Genomic DNA, 16,628 nt, shown 5'->3' on the forward strand with positions numbered 1-16,628 from the left:
GCAGTCAGGTCATGGCTAACCCTACGGAGACGGATGCAGGCCGTTAAGGAACGAGTACTTGCTCCGACCAACCCGCGTGCGTCAGGCTGTACGCCCTCCGATCGTGCAGACGGTCTTCGACAGACCCGAGCCAAATTTCCACTAGCGTGGGTTTAAGTAGAAGCGTCGCGACCGTCTCGGGGCATTCAGTCAGGTCGCCTGAGGCACGCGCCAGGGCGTCGACCTCGGCCAGCAATACTTCCCTCGACGCGATCGGCGAACTTTGCGACCGCCCGCGTGCGTGGTAAGTATCGGCGAGTCGACTGGCTTTGGGTCTCGCGCGCCAACTGGCGACTGTCGCCTGGTCGTGTTGGATGCGCGCATGACCTCGAAGTCGGCACTGGATCATCAGGGACGGCCAGAAACACAAGACTTCCCATTTATCAGCAGCGAGCTGCGCAACCTTCGGGCTTGTCGCACTGATCGATGCTATCAGGCCGTTGTCCGTCACTTCTCGCACTGTGATGACTCGCGCGACCGGCATACCGCCGTCGTCCAAAGTGACAAGCGTGACAAACATAGCACATGGGTCGCTCACGCGACTGGCCTGTTCGAAGAGATCGAGTACACGGTGCAGTGGATTGGTCATATACGCGAGCGAGATTCAACCATTGACGAAAGGGAGCGACCATTTGCTCATCGGACAGCCGTTCATCCAAATTTTGTGTCGCGCGTCGTGAACCAGTCGGAAACATGGTCAACGGCTACGTCGAGCTTCCCTAATATCCGAAAGCTCAACTCGGCGACAGAGGTCGCCGGTGGCTTTAAGTCTGGAACGACGACCACTGCCATACCGGCACTGGCAGCCGCATGCGCGCCGTTATCGCTATCTTCAAAGGCTAAACAGGCAGCCACCGGCACGCCAAGCCGAAGGGCTGCAAGTTTGTAGACCGCCGGATCGGGTTTCCCACGCTCGACTTCGTCACCGCCAGCGATCGTCTTAAAAAATTGCAGCACGCCTACGGCCCCAAGGCGCGATCTGATCTCATCCACGGAAGATGACGAAGCGACAGCGCATGGAATGCCTGCTCGCGATAACTCAGTCAGCAGAGCTCGTGCTCCGGATTTCAGCGGGAATACCGGATGCATGGATGGCTTGCTCAAGTGCAGCCGGACTCGGGTCAGCGCCTCCCGAAATGTAGCAGCCCCACCGAGCAACTCCGTCAGGATCAGTTCACATTCCGTAGACGACTTCCCTACAATCCGAAGATAATCGCCCGCCGACAATGCGATCCCGAGGTCCAATCCCACCGCGATCCACGTGTCCATGATCGCGCGCTCTGAATCGACCAGCAGGCCGTCCATGTCGAAGATCGCTGCTGAGAACATTTGCTGACCTGGCTAGATTGCTTTGCTCATGATAACGCTGCGGTAATTCGTATGCTTCCACTGCGCATATTCTATAAACCGATACTCCCGACGGCGGTACCATGCGACGAGATGATCGGCCGGCTCCGCCGTATCCAACGCGAGTTCAGTTGCACCAGCTTCGACACCTCTCGACTCCACCAGATCCATCATGCGCGCTCCCAAGCCATTCGACCGTAACTCTGGCGCAACGGCGAATTGGCCAATGCTGGCAACATCGGGGCGGTCGAGCCATGCACTCCCACTGGTCTGCTCTACTGACTTGAACATAATCGTCCCGACCAAGATACCCTCAGAAATCGCTACATAGCACTCACCCTCGTCAACGCGCCGCTGCGTGACTTCCTCTGACTGGTGCGTCGCCATGTAGCGCAATCCCATTGCTGCGAGATTGGCATATGCTCGATGCAAAAACCGGGTGAGATCAGGTATGGAATCCGAGGAAGTAAGACGACGTAGTTCGATCCCTTCTAGTCCGCTTTTTGTCTTCATTGACTTCTCGGGTAGCGCTTGGGGAATTCATATTGTTGATAAGTTTTCGGGCAATCTCGATGCACCGAAACTGGCCGGGTAGCGGCCAGTGCCTGCGAGCTTAGGCGATCAATTGCCGTCGAAGAAAGCAAACAACATAACCAGCGTCGCAGCCGTCGAAGCGTGAAGGACGACATGCAAGGTGTTGGGTACGATTCCATTATGCAAGGGTAGGAACGAGTGCGTGTTGCCGAACATGATTTGATAGCGCGCGGCACGCTTTGCATCGACCCGGACAAGGTAAGGAACCCACCAGGCATATAGTTCACCTAGGAAGAGAATGACATACGTACCCCTCAACCAACTACCCAGCCAATCCGGATAGGACTGGCCGAAATACAGGCCGCTGAAGACCAAGCCTATGGTCCAGGGCACGCTCTGGATAAGAGTAACCACTATGAGACGCTGCAGCGTGTCTTGGTTACGCACTGCGCGGACGTCGTTTAGTCGACCGAGCGGAATCCAGTCGTGGAACCAGAGGAAGGCAACCTGAAAAACTTGCAGCGCTATCAAAACTATCTGATCTGTCATGTCCATTGAATTGACTGTCGCACCCGCAAGACTTTGCATATTCCTGACGGCCCCATATTGAGCCGGCTGATTTACCGTTAGCGTCGAAGTTTGCATCAGACATTATTTTTCAACAACCGTCTTTGAAAATCTATTTCTCAGGTATGCGAAATAGATTTCGAATTCCCGATACCGGTCTTATGCGGTCTGCAACTTAGTCGCGTAGCCTTTCGATGCCAAATCCAGCGCTCCATGCATCTGCTCAGACGGGGGATTGTCAGCAATTCTGCCCTGCTCGTCGAATGTCTCTTTCTGGCCGAGGCCGTGTCAAAACGCACGCATCAATCCGAAGTTTTCGAAATCGGCTTGCGAGAAGCGCCTACAACGGCTTCGGCGGGTGACGGCAAGGCTAAAGCGCCCCCTCAAAACCTAGTGATTTTGAGTTTTGACACGGCCTCGGCCGCGTGCGGCCCAACGCATCGAAGCATGTTATCCCGACGATCGCTTAAACCGCCCTCGGGCGACGCTCGGAGATTGCAGGTTCTGGCACGCCGCTCGCGCCGGAGACTATTCTAGTCGGATGAGAAATTCCTCTGTAAGTACCGTAACCAGCTTGCCCACATCGTTCTCTTCATCGTCGTGAAAAATGACACCCATGCCGAGCGCCTTCGGTGCAATCAGATTTTCCGGATTGTTATCGATGAAGAGGCTCTCTTCTGGTCGTATGTCCAGACAACTCAAGGCGTATTCAAAAACGGCCGGGCTGTCCTTACCTGAACCGAACTCGGCGGACACAACTATCGGATTGAACACCGCATCGAGACCCTGAGACATCCTCACGCAATCGATTCTATCTTTTTTGTTATCCGTGATGATTCCGAGGGCGTACTTCGGCTGCAATCTTCGCGCAAGTGCAAACATTGCAGCGTTTGCCGGAGTGCTCAGGAACGCCTGTTCGAGCAAAGAAAAATCGATCTTGCAACGCATGGACTCGCAGACGTCGTCCCAAATCTCCCGATGCGTGATCTTTCCGACAAGCAATTCCGGGTTGTGTTTTGAAAAGGCTTTTCGAACTGCTTCGTACTCCACCGCGGCCATCTTGCTCAAGTATCGGTTCGTTGTGAGCGACCCAGTCTTATCGGTCGTGAGTACGCCGTCGTAGTCAAAAAATATTCCTCTTATCACAGCCCGTCGTTCCTATCGAGTTGCACTTCGCATGAAGGTCGTATTCGTGCCTGGTGATCGATTGTCAGCGATGCAGGCGGCCATGTCGAATGACCCTAACTGGCCGGTCACTGCCTGATGCCGATCCGCAGCACGCGACTCTCAATGGTCACCCAGCAGTTGCGGCAGTTGTTCCAGAGTGGGCAGGAAGTAATCCGGACAAACTGCACCATTGCGCTCCGCGCCCAGGGTGTATTTTCCGGTACCCACCAGTAACGATCTGGCGCCTATGCGTGTCGCACCAAGCACATCGGTACTGATGTCGTCACCGATGATCAGCGCTTCGTCGGCACGGCAGCCAACATGAGCGAGTGCCCGCTGGAAGAACAGTTCTGACGGCTTGCCGGTTACCGTAGCCTGTCTGCCCGTGGCCGCTTCCAGCCCTACGATAAAGCTGCCGCAGTCGAGCTTGGGACCGTCATGGTCAAACCAGAAGAGCCCTTTTTGAGGCACAACCAATTCGGCTCCAGCTCTTAACATCAGAAAGGCCTGGTTCAGTACATGAAAGTTGAACTGCTCGCCGATATCACTGATGACAACCACGTCGGGTTCTTTATCATTGATCGCAATGCCATCAAACATCGGGCGGATTGAAGACGGCACGATCAGGTGACATGTAATGCCGGGCCGCGATTTCAGATATCCAACGCATGCGGTGCCAGCGGTCTGGATTTCGTCGCTCTCGATCGCCAAGCCCCGGCTTTGCAATTCGGCAGCTAACAGGTTGGGACTCCGGCTGGTCGTGTTCGTCAGGAAGCGAACGGCCAGGCCTTGGCGTCGGGCACAAGCCACGGCGCCGGCGGCACCGGGTAAGGCTCTTCCTCTTCCCACAAGCGTACCGTCGACATCGAAAAGGATGGTCTTGATTGCGCCCGGCAATGCCATCGCGGAATTCATAGTTTGCGCTCCCCAAGTTTGCCACCGATTCTTAGCAGTCTGAGCGCCCGTGTCGACAGATGTGGAAAGTCGGCCGGCGCCGGGACTACAGTCCTGGCTTCGCGATAAATGCGAGCTTCTCATGTCCGTCAAACCCCGCTGACTCATAGAAGTGCACAGTTGCTTTATCCTTTCTTCCCGTCAGCAACATGACTTTATAGCAGCCAGCCGTCCAGCTCGATGTCAACGCCTCTCGAAGCACTGCTTTGCCGTAGCCCTTCCCGCGATGAGCGCTGTGAGTGACGACGTTCTCCAGGACACCGTAAGGCCTGCAACCACGGGTGAGATTTGGTATGACAGTCAGAGCACAGCTAGAAACCAACTCGCTATCCAGATATCCACCGAACAGGGTGTGGCGAGGGTTCGCCATAAGCTCATTCCAGATTGAGCGAATAACCGGTTCATCCGGGAGCGCTTCATCGGCTGGATGCAGGTGACGATAGAGAAGGAGCAGTTGATCAAGCTCGGTCGGGGAAACGCTGCGTACTTGCAATTCAACACCCTCCTTTTTTCGAGAAGCGATTTTGCTTCGTGGTGGACCGAGTTATGGATAGTCCGAAACCGCCGGGCCTCTGTCGGTGAAGACCGACACGACGGCGCGCCGCTTTCCAAACGATGACCGGAGCGGGGCAGCGGTCCAGATAGCCCACGTTCGACCATGTGGTCTGGAGTGTCAACCAATTCATGTGTGGTTGTCGAAGGTACGCCAATGGCCGCTGACTGCCGGTTACAAGCGCTGCATTTGCAACGACGTGGGAGTTGTATTGACTACCTGAAATCCAAGGCGTTGGTAAAGATTAATCGCGCGATTTCCTTTCAAAACGCCTAGCTTGACAGGTACGCCGGCGGCATCTGCCTGCTGTAAAAATTCCCCAACCAGATAGGTCGTGATGCCGCGTCCCTGATGGGTCGGCGAGATCTGGATCTGTACGATCGTCCGTTCATCCGGGTCCCGGAAGAATTTGAAAATTCCAAGTCTTTCTGATCCGCAACAGATTATGTAAGCGTCGTTATAGCGATAGCGAAGACGCTCCCAATGAGCGCGCTCGTCGGTCGACTCGCCAGCGCGTTCCAGGTGTTCGTCCATCGTCGCTCTCCGCAAGTCGAACAGAAACGTCTCGTCGGCCGCGGTCGCCGCGCGAAGCATGACTTCAAAATTTTCCATTCGAAAGCGTTGACCGCAGCATTGCGATATCGACGATTGTTGACGATTCCCGCGATGTTGTCGACCGTCCGAAACTGGCCGAACCCGGGCCGACAGCGACCGCGCCATATCGACCTACAACGGTCCGCCGGGCTTCTCCAAAGCGGACGCTCATCGATGCCGGATCGCTTACCAAGCTGTTCAAGAAGGCATCGGCAAACAATTCGATTATCGAGCCTAACGTTGGCCCACCGCCGAATTGTGCACGAACTTCGAAATCACTTCGACGACATGATCGGCCAAGGGACGATCTGGGTCCGAGTAAGCTGCGAGATTGTCTTTCCTGTCCCGCGTTCGTACCGCTTTGAGGACGTGATTGGCGTTGGCGACGAGCACGAGTTCGGCCTGGGGATCTGCATGCTTTAGCAATTGCGCATCCCCGGGGCCGACCTGAAGATCTTGCAATCCCTGCACGATCAGTACTGGCTTTCCGTAACCTGCCAGAAGGGTTGTTGGATCAACTGCCAATTCGCTCAAGAGAAAACGTTGCACCCGCGGCCTGAACAACGGCATCAGTGACGGACCGATTTTTTCTGCGTCTACCGTTTGCCCTGCTTCGAGGGCATCGAGTATCGACATCGCATTGTCCAGGATAGGGGCGTTCGCTGAGTTAGATCGGAGTTGTTCTCTCAATACCTTTCCGAGCGGCCGTCCCGCTGTGGACAACAGGATCAGACCGCAAATGTCGCCCGTGTGCTGTGCGGCGACCAGCGCCACCAGTCCCCCCTCGCTGTGGCCCAACACCCATACGCAGGACACACCTGTGCGCTTTCGGATGGTTGTCACCCAAGAGTCAACGTCCGCCGCGTAGTCGTCGAGCGTGACGTCATCTGCATCAGGTATCGCCGATGCACTTCCGTACATGCCCCTCTTGTCGATTCGAACTGACGCGATGCCGCGACTTAAAAGTCCGTCGGCGAGCAGCCGGTAAGTCGAAGCCCGGAGACCATTCGGGCCGTTACCGTTCCGGTCGGTTGGCCCCGAACCCGGTACGATCAGAACCACTGGGACGTCCTGGTTGATAGGCGAAAGTAGTGTGCCTTGCAACGGGCCCGCGGGTCCAGGCGCGGTGATGTTCGCCCGTACCGTCTGCAATGGAATTCCTGACCGGATAGCAGCCGCCATTGCGAGAGTGGCAAGAATACCCATTCGAATCCCCGACGTGCATGCAGAGCGCATATAAGCGGCGTACGTTTGTCGACGAAGTAGACCGCCGCGTCGACTGTCTCTTTGTGGTCGATTGCTGCCCAATGCGTCCTGCATAAGATGACGCAGAACCGCCTCCAGCAGTGATAACGGCGACCAATTTCGGTCTGTTAAGCTAAGCGCAAATCCTCTCTATAAGAGTCAGAATGCTCCGCGCGTCGATTGTCATCCGTACTCTCTTTGCAGTATGCCTTCTTGCTGCAACCTTCAATCATGCCCGTGCCATTCTGCAGCACGGTGTGCTCTGGGACTATGGTTACGGAAGCAGAATTGCCCTTACCAGCAGGCTCTATTGGGCTGTGCTGACTATTCTTGATCCGCTCGCCGCCGTACTGTTGTTCGTTAAACCGAGAGCGGGAATCTGGTTAACTGTCGCGATCATCGTAAGCGACGTAATACACAACACGTACTATGTCGCGGCTAACGATCAATGGCTCGCGCCATTCTATTTAGCCCAGGTCGGATTCCTCGTGATCGTTCTTGGTCTCGCACCGCTCGCGGCAAGGGCGGCTCCATCGCGGGTCAAGCACGGGTTCGAAAGACTGACGTAATCACGTCTTCACCATCGATTGTTGACGATGTAGGATGCGGCACCGGGTGTCCCTTCCTAGCCGAGTGTCGCCTCATGCGGCGCACATTTTCCGCGGGTGCTTCGAACGCCCTGAGCAACATCACGCGATCCTACATAGTCATTGGAGAACGCCAAGATCGGACATCGACGGGAGTACAGCGCTTGCATGTATCGTTTCGGCAGCCTAACACCTACGATGCGCATGGGCAGTCAACAAAATTATCGGCGCCCCTTACTTAGCCAATGCAACGCATTGCTCCGCGAAAATCTTTATGCGACTTGTCTGTTGCGCGGCTTTCCCACACCAATATAAGGCTGCAGTTTTGTCTCTGGACAAGCCTGACGATGCCCATGCATAAGCCTCGCCAAGGTTCAGTTGAGCAACAACGTCGCCCTGTTCGGCGGCTTTCCGCATTTGCTCCACCTCTTTCCGATACCAGTATGCAGCCTGCGCAGAATCCTGCTTAACGCCGATGCCAAACTGATAGTCGATGCCGACTCGGCCTTCGGCGAGCGTGTCCCCCATCTCTGCGCCTCTTCGATGCCACGCGGCTGCCTGAACAGTATCTTTCGGAACACCAAACAGACCGTTTCTATACAGCTCTCCGATTGATTCCGCGCAGCTTCCACTTCCGTGATCAACAGCCCTACTCATAAGGGCCAACCCCTGAGAAACGTCGCGGAGTTGTACGCGGAGCCCTTCCACATATCGCAAACCCAATGTACATTCACCCTCGGCAAAGCCCTGATCCGCAGCTCTCTGGAACCAGACCGTAGCTTGCGCCGGGTCTTTGGGGACGCCCGATCCGGAATCATAGAGTTTGCCCATGCCAACTTCTGCTGCCGGGTTGCCTTGTTCCGCAAGCAGCCGCCAAATTGCAGCAGCCGTTGAATAGTCCATTCTGGTGAGCGCTGCTGTCGCTGCTTTGAGTCTTTCACCAGTACTCGCCGTTGTGCTTGGCATTACTTCATTTGCAGAAGGTGGAGGCGTTGTCGGCGGCCTTTGGCACGACGTCAGGAATCCCGCTGCGAACAGCGTGACGAAAGAGAACGAACAGCGTCGCATCATGTAATGCCCCCTGTTTTAGTGTCGGCATCATGTGACCAGATTGTTGACGATTTCAGGGAACGTGTCGATCGTCTGCTTCTGGCCGCAAGTCGCCTGCCGCGTCAGATCGCAGGCGACCCTATGCCGTCCTTCGATCTCGACGATACCGGACATTCAGCGACTGACCAGAGGGAGCGATCATTTGCTCATCGGGCACACCCCTGGATAAACGTCATCAACTTCATGGGTGTCCCGGCTGAACATCGCCAAGACCCGCCGGTCGAGCGACGGTCGGGACGAACCACCCCCTCGTTTTTTGTAGCAACCCGTACATCAGCCCAAAGGGGAGAGTGCCTTTCAGGATCACAATGATCCACCAATCGAGCGTGGTTAACGGATTCTGCACATGAGGTAGGGGACCCGCGAAGAATAGTGCTTGCAGCGTCACCCAGACATTCATCGCCGTATGCGCGCCGATCGCAAGCTCAAGGCGCTGGTCGCGTAAGCTCAAGGCGGAAAATCCGAGCGAGCAAAGCATTATTAGCGCCTTCCCTTCTAAGTCATATTGCGAATGGTAAGCCGCAAATAGCACGGCAACCAACGCAACAACGGTAATCGTCGAGCGTATATAGTGCCCGAGGGTCTGCGTCAGCCACCCCCGGAAAACCAGTTCCTCCGCGAATGCAGCGAACGGGATGGCGAGTAGCATGCCTACCGATGCGACAATCTGGTGATTGTGATGCGGCCATTCGAAGTGACGGATTGGAGCACCCCAGACATCAGCTCGCATCGAAAAGAAAAGCGAAATAGCCATCAGGCTGAGGGCATTGGCGGGGAGGTATAACACGGCACCCAGAAAGCAACGTCGAATATCGAACGTCATGTCTGTAGAGATCAGCGATCGAAATGGACGGCTTAGGATTTTTTTGCATGCGAGCCAAAATCCGAAAATGCTGGCAGCGGCAGCCAGTGCATCGAAAAGGGCGATCATGTTCGCGGGATGTTTGGAAAAGGTTGGCGAAGCCACGTCGACTGAGCTAATCACGCAAATCGCGCTTATTACGAAAAGCACGATACTTATGAACGCAACTAGCAGGAACGTCAAAGCAACACTGCGCCAGTCGGTTCGCCCCATTCTGGCGAGATCGATGAAGGCGCGCGAAAAATTTTTCCCTGGTTTCATGAACACGGCTCAAATGAAACAAATTTGCTTTGTCGGGCAACACAACTCGATGCCGCATCCAGTGCCACAACGACGAAGATTACGTCATCCAGGCGCGGGCCGTAACGTCTTGGGCGCGTGCTGCCTGATGCGTTCGGCATAGGGCAGTTAAGTTTCGATGTCGACCTTGCGCAACCTGATCCATTCGCCAGCCACCTCCCCAATGTTCCTGGGTACTCCGCTTTTAATCCAGGCCATGAAAACTCGATCGAACCTGAACGTCTCACCACGCTCACTCGTCAGAAACCGACGAACGCTCTGGGTGTTCTTGTAAGTTTCGTCAACTTTGGTGGCCCGGTTAATCGGGCCTCGGTGCCAGTCAAATTTCATAGCGGCTCTTCGTCTTAAGAGTTACTGTGGAAGAGATCAGCTATTGTTAGCGATCTAAGCCACAGCGTCGAGTGACCGAAATTGGCCGCGTGCTGCCCGACGCTCCAGGTATATGTCTACGTTGAACTGCCGTTCGGGTTCGAACACCGCAATGCCCGCTTCCGGAATGCAATCGCCGCTCGACCATCGGGCCGGGGACGCGCCATCAACCTTTCCCACAAGCACACAAGGCCGCGTTCGCGACCCCCTTTGTTCTCATCGAATCAGTTCGTGCCGGGGAGCACGCTACCGCTGCAATAGAATTTTTTGGGCACAGGTGCGAGTTGCGCGACGCGTACCCATTGGGTCGTCGGGTTGTAGGCCGTGTTTTGAATAAGAGCCAACGGCAGCTTTACGTCAATCACCATTCCTAGGTTGGTGTTCATGCCGGGCTGGGGATTTTGCTGAATGGCTCTTAACTGGTCCTGATAACACTGCTGATTGTTCTGATCGATTTCGCGCTTTGTTTGCTCGGTCAAGACTTCTTCGCTTTTCCGTTGCGCATAACCGTCCTGATTGTAGTAATAGAACGTCGCATATCCCGCAGTCATCTGGTCACCGTAGCTCGCGGTTCTAGTGATTTCAACTCGATACGCACCCAAGACCTTCTCTGGAGCCTGCTTATCCAAACAAACTCCTTTCAAGTCGTCACCACTCCCTCGATAGACCCCACCGTTTTCTTCGCACCACGCCTCGAGTTTCGTCCGGAAAGTGATGTAGTAGCCTCGTCGATCGATAAAGGTCCAAAGGTTCTTGTTCACTCGCTTGGCACGGTATGCATCATTGGGGAAATCCCCTTGATGTCCCACTTCACTGCCCGGCGAGCTGTCGATGAACTGGTCGAAGGTGGTCGGGGACGCATCGTCCGCGTGAGCGTACATAGGCAATGTGACCATAGAGACAAAGACCAAAAACACAGTTTGCGGGACAAGATCGGCGTATTTCATCGCGACTATAGCGAGTGGGATTTTTTTAAACAGATCAAATTGATATGTCGGCATCCCGAGGCAACATCTTTAGCGCTTCGCGTTTCCGGGGGAGGCAACCGGTTTTTCGAAAGTCGCAATCGGCCGCACCCAACCCAATTGGGCCGTTCAACAAGCCTCCCTCCCAAAGGTCGTTTCCAAAGTAAAGCGGTCACTCGCATGATGGAGCGGTCCGATGTCTATTCGGCGTAACCGATCATCTACGCTGGCGACGTTGCCCTTCGATACCTGGGGAGGACCTCGCGTTGCTCGTCGATAGCCCGACATATCGTTTTGACTGGGCGTCGACGGGGCAACGTCGGTTGCCGCCCAACCTCTCACTCGTCGGAATGCTCAGTGTATCCGCCGAAATGCGCGCTTCGGTGGCAGTTCGGGCACAACGCGATTGCGTTGTCGATCGTATCCTCCCCGCCTACCGCCAAGGGGATGCGATGGTGCACCTCAAGGTAAGGGGAACCGTCGCTTCGACGACGGAACGGTGCCGGCATGCCGCACCCCTCGCATCGCCCGTCTGCTCGAGCTAGGGCCTCGACAATCACGTCCGCGCTCCGCCGAAATACGGTCGTCATCACCTCCAACCGGGCCGGGAACCTCGGCGCCGCCGCCAAGCGCTCCAAGCGCGCTTCCCGGGAGAGTCCGCTGGATTGCTGGATAGCCTGCTGCAGATCCGCTTCGACATCAAACGGGAAACGGACCGGTTCGTCGTCGACCACCAAGGCTCGGATATCGATCGTCCGTGTTTGTTGCGGCGGCTCCTTCGTCGGGATAAGTTCCATCCAGAACGCGTCGCCGCTCACCGAGGATAACGTGCGACCGACCTCAAACACATGTTCTAAGGAGCAACGTCCGGTATGCACGTCCTTCAACACACCGACGATCGGTATCCCGTTGCTCCGCGCAAGCTCAAGCCGCTTCCAATGCGTCATCCATGTTGTGCGCGTCGTACCGGGCGTCGGTTTGCTCACGGAATACCAAAGGCCGCCGTCTGACACGTCTTTGCAGATCGCCACTACCGTCGGTACGCGCTTACCTTGCTTATCTTTGACGCTGTGGTAATTCCAGATCGTCGTGACCAGGCGCGTCGCGTGACCTTCGCGCGCTTGGGCCATGGATACGTCGAACGCAGCCCAATGCTGGCTGGGGTTCTGGCCGCCGAGCGCCATGATCGCTTCCACATGCCCAGTCGTGAATGCCATCGGAGTCTCCTACCTACACGCGAACAAGTCGATGGCCAGCCTCCTTTGCGGTTTCCCGATGGCGCCGCAAGAATTCAACTTGTGGCGCAGAAGGGATCTCACGCAAACACGTTCGACCTCCGGCCAACACCAAAGCGCGCACACCCGCGTCGATACCATGAGCGAGCAGCAGGTGCCCGTCTGTATCGAAGCCAAGCAGATGTGAGTCGAGCAGAGCATGAAGATGGGCGCATAACATAAGGCCGTTGTGAGCGCTCGTCCGGTCCTCCGGCGTAGCATCACGCCACGGGACGATGTGGCACGCTTGAACCAATCTCGGCGCTTCTAGGTTAGTGAGCGCACATCGCCTACCCCAAACGTTGACGACGCGCTGAACAAAGACATCGTGACCAACGCGCTGTGCCGATATCCCCGGCACGTCATACCCGCCTTCGCCGTCCTGTTGGTCTTCCTCGTCATCGGTCCTCTCCCGATCGATCTCCTCGCCTCGGGGTGACACATAGCTATTCATATCCGCCCAAAGCACAGTCGGGTTGGAACTCATCAGAAAGCCTTCGAAGAACCTCGAGAAAGAAACTTCGGTGTGCCCCTCACCTTTCCATTGCCGTGCCGCTGTGAGGGTATAACGCGACTTTCCGTCCTTGGTGTGCCCCGTCTCGCGCTTGGAAACGCAAGTGCCGATGTAGACGGTTGCAGCGCCCTTGTCGGAATAAAACAGCACGATATTTCGCCCCTCAATGCCGTGATCCAGGACGGCCTTCGTAAGCGGCCAATGACCCGTCTGATTCTTGAGGAAAAGCTTGTTGTTCGTCTCTCTGCTTGTCGGTTTCGAATTACTGAGATTGATCGCGAGGAACGGCGTGCGAAGGTTCGGAATGTCGAACCAACGGTTTAGTTGAGGCATGGCCAGGGCCTTTACATTTTCTTTGTCCAACGATCGTATCACGCAAGCGTGGTGCCCATCAGCCCGGTGCGCGTTCCCAAGCGCTGCAGTCTTTGCCTCGGCCGCGTAGCGAGTCCGGTGTCCGTCGTGGCGGACATTCAATGGACGCCGCTAAAGATGTCCGCCGTGCCGGACGTTAACAGGGGACATACCGCTGCGCGCCCGATAAAGTCTGGCCACACGCTACGGAACAACAACACCGGAGAAGAAGAACGTGGATATAGCCGTGCACGAGAACGAGATCAATGTGCCTGAGGTCGAGGAGCGGGTCTTCGCCTTGACCCGGGCCAGCTTTCGCGAAGCGCTGAATCGGGCTCTACGCGTGAGTGACGAAGCGGACGACAGCTCACCGAAACGCATGACTCAGGTGGAGTTGGTGAAACGGACCGGCATGGCCCGTTCCACGCTTGCCAAGTACCTTGCGGACGGCGCGGACGACGAAGATCCGATCAACCCGGACCTGAAAATGCTGTGCCGCCTGGCCGACGCGCTGAACGTCCCGCCCGCCTTCCTGCTCATGCGCGAGGAGGACTGGAAGCGCCTCGCACACGCGGCGGCCACACTCGTGAGCGTGTCGAAGGCCGAGGGTGCATCCGGCAAACCGAGCATCAGACCGGAGCGATACGCAAACGCAGCCGAGCAATCCATCGCTGGCTACAAGGCCGCCAAGGACATGGGCGTGGCGCCATCGAACGTCCGCATCGAAGTGACGCACGCGGGTGACGCGGACCTCGCCCGGGAGGTCGAGGAACGGCATGCGCGAACGCGGCGCAGCATCCGGACTACGTGCGCCCTGCCCCCGCTGAATCACCTGTCCGAGGAATACCACCTTTCTTTGCTATACCTCTGCGCCAACGTGGGCGCCAATACCAAATAAGCGAGTGACTATGAGCACCAATGCGAGCCTGGCCGATCTGTTAAAAGCCGCGGACGTCGAGGACCTGGACGTTCTCACTGACTACCTCACCGACAAGGGCGAAGGTCGCCTGATGCTGGACGGCGATGTCTGCAAGCGCCTCATCCGCTGCAAAAAGAACGGGGCTTACGATAGCTCCGACCGCTCCCTCATCGCCAAGGAAATACTCGCGTTCGGCGGCAACACGCTGGTGAATCTCTTCCGTGGCGGCGGTGTCGAGTACCCCGAACTGGCCCGCGACGTCGCCAGCCATCTGAAGGTCCCGTTCAACAAGACAGGGCCAACAGCGAACGTCGAAATGGCGCTCCTGCAAAAACTGTTCACCGACGCGCTCGATCGCATGTCATCCGAGGAGCGCAAAAAGACTCTCGATGAGCTTAACATCGGGGACTTGGCCGGCATGGGGCCGGGTGCCGTGGCCGCAGCCATCGCAGCAGGCCGATTTGCCGGTTTCGCGGCGTACAAGATGGCGCTCATTGTGGCCAATGCAATCGCTCGCGCCGTCCTCGGTCGCGGCTTGCCCTTGGTGGTCAACGCGGCCCTCACTCGAACGATGGGCGTCATGCTCGGGCCAGTGGGCTGGGTGCTGACGGGGATCTGGACGCTCGCTGACTTGGCTAGCCCCGCCTACCGCGTCACGGTCCCGTGCGTGGTGCAGATCGCGTACATGCGCCAGAAGGCGATCTCGGCGACAACCACAACAACATGCGGGAAGTGCCACGCCATAAATGCCCGATCGGCTAAGTTCTGTGCCGAATGCGGCACCGCAGTCAAGTAATTGCCTTACATCGCCGGTCCATCTGAGGAAATTCCATGTTTTCAAACAACACTCCTGCGCCCCTTGAGAATCTTGCTGCCTTTGCGGTGGTGTTCACGGCCGCAGTTGCTGGAACGATTGCGTTTCAGAAATACATCGAGATGGTCCGACGTGATGCCAGGGTTGCGGCCCAGTGCAAAAATAACGAGAGCTGATGCTGGATGTAATCACGGCTGTACTGATAACGGTCAACGTCGGATCAACTATTGAAATCGACGTGAGTCACGAGAATAAATTTCTACACTGAGGAGCAAACAAAATGGCATATCGGCATGACCCCGACCTTGAATTTTTTGGCAGGCTTGAGTCTAAGGATTTGAACGACCTCGTGGTCCACCTTACTCACGACAAGGATGGCAGCGTTCGTTTGACCGAAGAGTTGACCATGTCAGAGGTGTACAAGAAGTACAACCCGGATCATCACAAGTATTGGGAACTGGTTGCCGCTGAGATTCAGTGTTTTGGGGGGAATACGTTCGCCACAATCATGCGGGGCGGGAAGGGTGTCGTTTATAGGGAAGTCCTCATCGACGTTTGCGACAAATTAAAGGTTAACTACAACGCGAAAGCATCAGTGGATGTCATCGAGAGCAACCTCCTGCTCAAAGTGCTAACCGATGCGGTAGGACGGATGACACCGGAAGAGTTGAAAGAACTCGCGACTTCACTCGGCATCACGGATATCAAATCGCTCACTGGCCCCGCACTATTAGCTTCGTTTCAGGCGATCTTCCGCGCCGGAGGCTTCAAGTCCTTTCAACTAACCGTCATTGTAGTAAACGTCGTTTTGAAGGCATTGATCGGCCGTGGTTTGTCGTTTGGTGCTGGCGCCGTGCTCACTAAAGCTGCCTCCATCCTGACGGGTCCTATCGGCTGGATCATCAGCAGCGTATGGACCGCATTTGATATTGCTGGTGCTGCATATCGAGTAACCATCCCTGCCGTGATCCTTGTAGCAGCGATGCGTCAGAAATACCAGAACGAGGATCAGTAATTGCGACGTGCGTCGATGCGTACGTGAGACGTGCAATCGCAGAGGACTGGCCCGCGGTTGAAGCGGAGCTAGTTCGGCTACCGCTTCCGAATGTTTAGCGATGGCAGCAAAATGCATTTGTTGATGCGCGGCGCCCATGCGTTGGGTCCGCTGCGGAAAATCCTGGTCTGGAGACGGAGCGCGCATGACGCAAAGCGCGCTCCGCAGGCAATACAAGAACGCGGCAACGCACAGTCTTATCCACCACTCAAACAGAACAGATCTGCGATCCACGCTGCTTGCTGCGAATGCACCGATCGTGCATCCGCTGGAGTTTGCTCAAGAGTCCGAGAGAATTCTGCGATAGCCGTTTCCGTCATTGCCTCGTAGCTTACTGTGACGGAGCGCCCGGCAGACTGAATAATTTTCTCGCCAGCAAGCCGTCGGGAGAAATACGCGGGCGCGGCGCAGTACCGTAAGCGCCTCGGCTGGGCCGTTCGTCCATTCGCGTGCGCGTAAAGCATGATGGTGAACTGAAGCTGCCAGTCAGGTAGAGGTATCTGGCGGAC

At 56.2% G+C, this 16,628-nt stretch carries 22 protein-coding genes; 5 read left to right on the forward strand and 17 right to left on the reverse strand.

All coding sequences use genetic code 11. From position 1 onward, the window contains the following. Nucleotides 1–43: 43 nt before the first annotated feature. The 9 genes from P3T24_RS31685 to P3T24_RS31725 form a co-directional block, all read right to left on the reverse strand. Nucleotides 44–628, reverse strand: a complete 585-nt coding sequence (locus P3T24_RS31685; RefSeq protein ID WP_429440675.1) for a pyridoxamine 5'-phosphate oxidase family protein — start codon at nucleotides 626–628, stop codon at nucleotides 44–46. Between the two features lie 62 nt (nucleotides 629–690). Next, nucleotides 691–1,368, reverse strand: a complete 678-nt coding sequence (locus tag P3T24_RS31690) for an HAD family hydrolase (protein WP_429440677.1) — start codon at nucleotides 1,366–1,368, stop codon at nucleotides 691–693. 12 nt (nucleotides 1,369–1,380) lie between these two features. Beyond that, entirely contained in the window at nucleotides 1,381–1,899 is a 519-nt protein-coding gene (locus P3T24_RS31695) for a GNAT family N-acetyltransferase (RefSeq protein ID WP_429440679.1), read from the reverse strand. Nucleotides 1,900–2,007: 108 nt separating this feature from the next. Beyond that, on the reverse strand, nucleotides 2,008–2,565 hold the full coding sequence (locus P3T24_RS31700) for a hypothetical protein (protein WP_429440681.1): 558 nt from the start codon (nucleotides 2,563–2,565) through the stop codon (nucleotides 2,008–2,010). A 450-nt stretch (nucleotides 2,566–3,015) separates the two neighbouring features. Then, nucleotides 3,016–3,633 (reverse strand): HAD family hydrolase, encoded by a 618-nt coding sequence (locus P3T24_RS31705; RefSeq protein ID WP_429440683.1) that lies wholly within the window; start codon nucleotides 3,631–3,633, stop codon nucleotides 3,016–3,018. 141 nt (nucleotides 3,634–3,774) lie between these two features. Then, nucleotides 3,775–4,569, reverse strand: a complete 795-nt coding sequence (locus P3T24_RS31710; RefSeq protein WP_429440685.1) for a TIGR01458 family HAD-type hydrolase — start codon at nucleotides 4,567–4,569, stop codon at nucleotides 3,775–3,777. Nucleotides 4,570–4,654: 85 nt separating this feature from the next. Beyond that, nucleotides 4,655–5,101 carry a GNAT family N-acetyltransferase gene (locus P3T24_RS31715; RefSeq protein ID WP_429440686.1) on the reverse strand — a complete coding sequence of 149 codons (447 nt, stop codon included), beginning with the start codon at nucleotides 5,099–5,101 and terminating at the stop codon, nucleotides 4,655–4,657. A gap of 234 nt (nucleotides 5,102–5,335) precedes the next feature. Further along, complete coding sequence (locus P3T24_RS31720) at nucleotides 5,336–5,773, reverse strand: GNAT family N-acetyltransferase (RefSeq protein ID WP_429440688.1); 438 nt, start codon at nucleotides 5,771–5,773, stop codon at nucleotides 5,336–5,338. A 216-nt stretch (nucleotides 5,774–5,989) separates the two neighbouring features. Further along, on the reverse strand, nucleotides 5,990–6,937 hold the full coding sequence (locus P3T24_RS31725) for an alpha/beta hydrolase (RefSeq protein WP_429440716.1): 948 nt from the start codon (nucleotides 6,935–6,937) through the stop codon (nucleotides 5,990–5,992). Nucleotides 6,938–7,164: 227 nt separating this feature from the next. Between P3T24_RS31725 and P3T24_RS31730 the strand changes: the two genes are divergently transcribed. After that, nucleotides 7,165–7,569, forward strand: coding sequence for a hypothetical protein (locus tag P3T24_RS31730; RefSeq protein ID WP_429440690.1), 405 nt, complete (start codon nucleotides 7,165–7,167; stop codon nucleotides 7,567–7,569). 252 nt (nucleotides 7,570–7,821) lie between these two features. On the opposite strand, the gene P3T24_RS31735 is transcribed toward P3T24_RS31730, so the two are convergent. From P3T24_RS31735 to P3T24_RS31765, 7 genes are all read right to left on the reverse strand, one after another. Beyond that, nucleotides 7,822–8,490, reverse strand: a complete 669-nt coding sequence (locus P3T24_RS31735; RefSeq protein WP_429440692.1) for a tetratricopeptide repeat protein — start codon at nucleotides 8,488–8,490, stop codon at nucleotides 7,822–7,824. A gap of 195 nt (nucleotides 8,491–8,685) precedes the next feature. Further along, on the reverse strand, nucleotides 8,686–8,811 hold the full coding sequence (locus P3T24_RS31740) for a hypothetical protein (RefSeq protein WP_429440694.1): 126 nt from the start codon (nucleotides 8,809–8,811) through the stop codon (nucleotides 8,686–8,688). A 67-nt stretch (nucleotides 8,812–8,878) separates the two neighbouring features. Beyond that, nucleotides 8,879–9,820 (reverse strand): CPBP family intramembrane glutamic endopeptidase, encoded by a 942-nt coding sequence (locus tag P3T24_RS31745; RefSeq protein WP_429440696.1) that lies wholly within the window; start codon nucleotides 9,818–9,820, stop codon nucleotides 8,879–8,881. 147 nt (nucleotides 9,821–9,967) lie between these two features. Continuing rightward, nucleotides 9,968–10,189 carry a DUF6434 domain-containing protein gene (locus P3T24_RS31750; RefSeq protein WP_429440698.1) on the reverse strand — a complete coding sequence of 74 codons (222 nt, stop codon included), beginning with the start codon at nucleotides 10,187–10,189 and terminating at the stop codon, nucleotides 9,968–9,970. Nucleotides 10,190–10,452: 263 nt separating this feature from the next. Next, the gene (locus P3T24_RS31755) at nucleotides 10,453–11,229 is read right to left on the reverse strand and encodes a hypothetical protein (protein ID WP_429440700.1); all 777 of its coding nucleotides are present in this window, start codon (nucleotides 11,227–11,229) and stop codon (nucleotides 10,453–10,455) included. 302 nt (nucleotides 11,230–11,531) lie between these two features. Then, nucleotides 11,532–12,410, reverse strand: a complete 879-nt coding sequence (locus P3T24_RS31760; protein WP_429440701.1) for an HNH endonuclease — start codon at nucleotides 12,408–12,410, stop codon at nucleotides 11,532–11,534. Nucleotides 12,411–12,423: 13 nt separating this feature from the next. Beyond that, on the reverse strand, nucleotides 12,424–13,344 hold the full coding sequence (locus P3T24_RS31765) for an HNH endonuclease (protein ID WP_429440703.1): 921 nt from the start codon (nucleotides 13,342–13,344) through the stop codon (nucleotides 12,424–12,426). A gap of 235 nt (nucleotides 13,345–13,579) precedes the next feature. Between P3T24_RS31765 and P3T24_RS31770 the strand changes: the two genes are divergently transcribed. From P3T24_RS31770 to P3T24_RS31785, 4 genes are all read left to right on the forward strand, one after another. Next, entirely contained in the window at nucleotides 13,580–14,230 is a 651-nt protein-coding gene (locus P3T24_RS31770) for a helix-turn-helix domain-containing protein (RefSeq protein ID WP_429440705.1), read from the forward strand. A 10-nt stretch (nucleotides 14,231–14,240) separates the two neighbouring features. Next, entirely contained in the window at nucleotides 14,241–15,047 is an 807-nt protein-coding gene (locus tag P3T24_RS31775; RefSeq protein ID WP_429440707.1) for a ubiquinol-cytochrome C chaperone family protein, read from the forward strand. A 35-nt stretch (nucleotides 15,048–15,082) separates the two neighbouring features. Then, nucleotides 15,083–15,241 carry a hypothetical protein gene (locus tag P3T24_RS31780; RefSeq protein ID WP_429440709.1) on the forward strand — a complete coding sequence of 53 codons (159 nt, stop codon included), beginning with the start codon at nucleotides 15,083–15,085 and terminating at the stop codon, nucleotides 15,239–15,241. 104 nt (nucleotides 15,242–15,345) lie between these two features. Continuing rightward, entirely contained in the window at nucleotides 15,346–16,080 is a 735-nt protein-coding gene (locus tag P3T24_RS31785; RefSeq protein WP_429440711.1) for a DUF3944 domain-containing protein, read from the forward strand. A gap of 236 nt (nucleotides 16,081–16,316) precedes the next feature. Here P3T24_RS31785 and P3T24_RS31790 read toward each other — a convergent pair. Then, a partial coding sequence (locus tag P3T24_RS31790) for a hypothetical protein (RefSeq protein ID WP_429440712.1) occupies nucleotides 16,317–16,628 on the reverse strand: 312 nt, incomplete at its 5' end.

The sequence above is a fragment of the Paraburkholderia sp. GAS33 genome, assembly GCF_050436645.1.
In the GTDB taxonomy this organism is placed as follows: Bacteria; Pseudomonadota; Gammaproteobacteria; order Burkholderiales; family Burkholderiaceae; genus Paraburkholderia; species Paraburkholderia phenazinium_B.

Excerpts from the sequence above, each read along its gene's own strand:
- P3T24_RS31685 (WP_429440675.1), bottom strand. The coding sequence starts at position 628 with ATGACCAATCCACTGCACCGTGTACTCGATCTCTTCGAACAGGCCAGT.
- P3T24_RS31690 (WP_429440677.1), bottom strand. The coding sequence starts at position 1,368 with ATGTTCTCAGCAGCGATCTTCGACATGGACGGCCTGCTGGTCGATTCA.
- P3T24_RS31695 (WP_429440679.1), bottom strand. The coding sequence starts at position 1,899 with ATGAAGACAAAAAGCGGACTAGAAGGGATCGAACTACGTCGTCTTACT.
- P3T24_RS31700 (WP_429440681.1), bottom strand. The coding sequence starts at position 2,565 with ATGCAAACTTCGACGCTAACGGTAAATCAGCCGGCTCAATATGGGGCC.
- P3T24_RS31710 (WP_429440685.1), bottom strand. The coding sequence starts at position 4,569 with ATGAATTCCGCGATGGCATTGCCGGGCGCAATCAAGACCATCCTTTTC.
- P3T24_RS31720 (WP_429440688.1), bottom strand. The coding sequence starts at position 5,773 with ATGGAAAATTTTGAAGTCATGCTTCGCGCGGCGACCGCGGCCGACGAG.
- P3T24_RS31725 (WP_429440716.1), bottom strand. The coding sequence starts at position 6,937 with ATGGCGGCTGCTATCCGGTCAGGAATTCCATTGCAGACGGTACGGGCG.
- P3T24_RS31730 (WP_429440690.1), top strand. The coding sequence starts at position 7,165 with ATGCTCCGCGCGTCGATTGTCATCCGTACTCTCTTTGCAGTATGCCTT.
- P3T24_RS31735 (WP_429440692.1), bottom strand. The coding sequence starts at position 8,490 with ATGGACTATTCAACGGCTGCTGCAATTTGGCGGCTGCTTGCGGAACAA.
- P3T24_RS31740 (WP_429440694.1), bottom strand. The coding sequence starts at position 8,811 with ATGTCCGGTATCGTCGAGATCGAAGGACGGCATAGGGTCGCCTGCGAT.
- P3T24_RS31745 (WP_429440696.1), bottom strand. The coding sequence starts at position 9,820 with ATGAAACCAGGGAAAAATTTTTCGCGCGCCTTCATCGATCTCGCCAGA.
- P3T24_RS31750 (WP_429440698.1), bottom strand. The coding sequence starts at position 10,189 with ATGAAATTTGACTGGCACCGAGGCCCGATTAACCGGGCCACCAAAGTT.
- P3T24_RS31755 (WP_429440700.1), bottom strand. The coding sequence starts at position 11,229 with ATGCCGACATATCAATTTGATCTGTTTAAAAAAATCCCACTCGCTATA.
- P3T24_RS31760 (WP_429440701.1), bottom strand. The coding sequence starts at position 12,410 with ATGGCATTCACGACTGGGCATGTGGAAGCGATCATGGCGCTCGGCGGC.
- P3T24_RS31775 (WP_429440707.1), top strand. The coding sequence starts at position 14,241 with ATGAGCACCAATGCGAGCCTGGCCGATCTGTTAAAAGCCGCGGACGTC.
- P3T24_RS31780 (WP_429440709.1), top strand. The coding sequence starts at position 15,083 with ATGTTTTCAAACAACACTCCTGCGCCCCTTGAGAATCTTGCTGCCTTT.
- P3T24_RS31785 (WP_429440711.1), top strand. The coding sequence starts at position 15,346 with ATGGCATATCGGCATGACCCCGACCTTGAATTTTTTGGCAGGCTTGAG.